This window comes from Escherichia sp. TW14182 (assembly GCF_000208525.1).
GTDB classification, from domain to species: Bacteria; Pseudomonadota; Gammaproteobacteria; order Enterobacterales; family Enterobacteriaceae; genus Escherichia; species Escherichia ruysiae.
The window spans coordinates 1-2,444 of the sequence record NZ_AEJZ01000174.1; the positions used below are offsets into that span (position 1 = coordinate 1).

Sequence of the window (2,444 nt, forward strand, 5' to 3'; positions counted from 1 at the left end):
GAGGGACATTCGCCCGGAGAGGATACTAAGCTGCGGCCAGACGTGCCAACGCAGCGGCCCATCCAACTGCAATTGATAACCGCTACGTGCAGCGACCTGCTTGACCATATAGTCGCGGAAATCATTCGGATTCACCAGCAACACTAACGCAGATAATCCGGCCACCAGCACGACCAGGATTATCATCAGGGTCGTCAGAAATCGTCTCATGGTATCCTCAATGAGCCTGAATTAGTCTTTATCGATTCGGCTGGCAACCGCGCCCTGCTGGTTGCGATATTTCGCATCTTCACGACGGTTGTATGGTCGCGCCGCCGGGCCGGAAAGCGGCTCAAAACTTAACGCGCCAATTAACATGCCCGGACGCAGCGCCAGCGGCAATTTACCGGAGTTGTAAAACTCAAGCACGATGCAGCCAGACCAGCCTGGATCGATACGGTGAGCGGTAACGTGAACCATCAACCCCAGACGCGCCAGTGAGGAGCGCCCATCCAGCCAGCCCACAAGATCGGCAGGCAGCGTGACCGACTCCAGCGTCACCGCCAGCGCCAGTTCTCCCGGATGGAGATAAAACGCCTCGCCCTCGTCGAGCACGATTTCATCGCTCATCACCCGATCGAGCGCGGCGCTCACTTCATCTTTGGGACCGCTCAGATCGATAAACGCTGCCGTGTGACCACGGAAGGTACGAAACTTATTGCCCAGGCGCACATCTACCGTCGCGCCATTAATACGCTCCACCGGCGGACGTGGGTTGATCGACAAACGGCCTTCATCAAGCCAGGCTTCAATATCTCGGTCACACAGACGCATGGCATTTTCTCCTTTCGCGCATAACTCCCTTAACGCCAATTACGTCAAGGGCATACCAGGTTATCACTGAACGGTACACAATTTATCAAGCTTATTCAAAGAACTGACTTATTTTCGCTTTCAATATATCGATCGCGATGCGGTTTTTACCGCCGCGCGGCACGATAATGTCCGCATATTGTTTGGAAGGTTCAATGAATTGCAGGAACATCGGACGCACCGTTTTTTGATATTGTGCCATTACAGAATCCATCGAACGCCCACGCTCGTTAACGTCGCGCTTGATGCGGCGCATCAGGCAGATGTCCAGTGGGGTATCAACGAAAATTGAGAAGTTAAGTTCGTCACGCAAACGCGCATCCGTCAGCAGCAAGATGCCTTCGAGAATAATGACTTTCTTCGGCTCAACCTTCACCGTTTCTTTCATACGCGTATGTTCAACGTAGCTGTAAACCGGCAGGTCGATAGCCGAGCCGCGTTTCAACGCTTGTAAATGTTCAAGCAACAGACTGTGATCCATCGCGCTCGGATGGTCATAGTTGGTCTTAACGCGTTCTTCCATCGACAGATGGCTTTGATCTTTGTAGTAACAATCTTCCGGAATAACGCCGATGTGTTCATCACCCACTTGTTCACGTAATTCACGATAAAGGGTACTGGCAATGAGACTCTTGCCGGAAGCCGATGCGCCAGCAATACCGATAATGACGCACTGATGAGACTGATCAGTCATAAATTTAGCGACCTGATTAACCTGGATGTTAGGAAGGGGGCGCCGAAGCGCCAAACGCGGCAATTATAGGGATTTCATCCGCCTGATACCAGTCGAATAGCGTTGCCGCACACTTAGAGTTAATTGTTGACGATCAATTCCCTGACGCAAATTTAATTGTTCGGTTTTAACGCAAGGTAAAAAATGTTGTGTAAAGTTGCACAAATTATCTGCCACCACGTCACTTCATGAACAATCCGCATATAAAATGTAAAACTTTTGTACTAGCATAAACACAGATACTAATACTGACGACCTGGTCATACGGATAGAGCGGTAATGAGTAAACCATCACAACGTGTTTTAATTACCCTGCCTCATCCCCTGCTTCACCTCGTCAGTTTAGGTTTAGTCTCATTCATCTTTACCCTTTTCTCGCTTGAGCTTTCACAGTTCGGTACGCAACTTGCGCCACTCTGGTTCCCCACGTCCATTATGATGGTGGCATTTTACCGCCATGCCGGACGGATGTGGCCGGGAATCGCATTGGCCTGCTCGCTGGGGAATATCGCCGCATCCGTACTGCTCTTCTCTACCAGTTCGCTGAATATGACGTGGACGGCAATCAACATTGTTGAGGCCGTCGTGGGGGCAATGCTGCTGCGGAAATTGCTGCCGTGGTATAACCCACTGCAAAATCTGGCTGACTGGCTACGTCTCGCATTTGGCAGCGCCATCGTACCGCCAGTATTGGGTGGCGTGCTGGTTATCCTGCTGGTATCAGACGACGATCCGCTTAGAGCATTTCTAATCTGGGTACTTTCCGAATCAATCGGCGCACTGGCGCTAGTACCGCTAGGATTGTTATTTAAGCCACATTACCTGCTCCGTCACCGTGATCCACGGCTGTTGTTTGAAA

4 protein-coding genes are annotated in these 2,444 nt (G+C 50.9%); 1 reads left to right on the forward strand and 3 read right to left on the reverse strand.

Going from position 1 to position 2,444, the window contains the following annotated elements; all coding sequences use genetic code 11:
• From EQY_RS0115090 to udk, 3 genes are all read right to left on the reverse strand, one after another.
• On the reverse strand, nt 1-210 hold a 210-nt coding region (locus tag EQY_RS0115090; protein ID WP_367226878.1), incomplete at its 3' end, for an AsmA family protein.
• 21 nt (nt 211-231) lie between these two features.
• On the reverse strand, nt 232-813 hold the full coding sequence (gene dcd / locus EQY_RS0115095) for a dCTP deaminase (protein ID WP_001234767.1): 582 nt from the start codon (nt 811-813) through the stop codon (nt 232-234).
• A 91-nt stretch (nt 814-904) separates the two neighbouring features.
• Nucleotides 905-1,546 (reverse strand): uridine kinase, encoded by a 642-nt coding sequence (gene udk, locus EQY_RS0115100; protein WP_000132077.1) that lies wholly within the window; start codon nt 1,544-1,546, stop codon nt 905-907.
• A gap of 318 nt (nt 1,547-1,864) precedes the next feature.
• Between udk and EQY_RS0115105 the strand changes: the two genes are divergently transcribed.
• A partial coding sequence (locus EQY_RS0115105; protein WP_000042969.1) for an MASE1 domain-containing protein occupies nt 1,865-2,444 on the forward strand: 580 nt, incomplete at its 3' end.

Excerpts from the sequence above, each read along its gene's own strand:
- dcd (WP_001234767.1), bottom strand. The coding sequence starts at position 813 with ATGCGTCTGTGTGACCGAGATATTGAAGCCTGGCTTGATGAAGGCCGT.
- udk (WP_000132077.1), bottom strand. The coding sequence starts at position 1,546 with ATGACTGATCAGTCTCATCAGTGCGTCATTATCGGTATTGCTGGCGCA.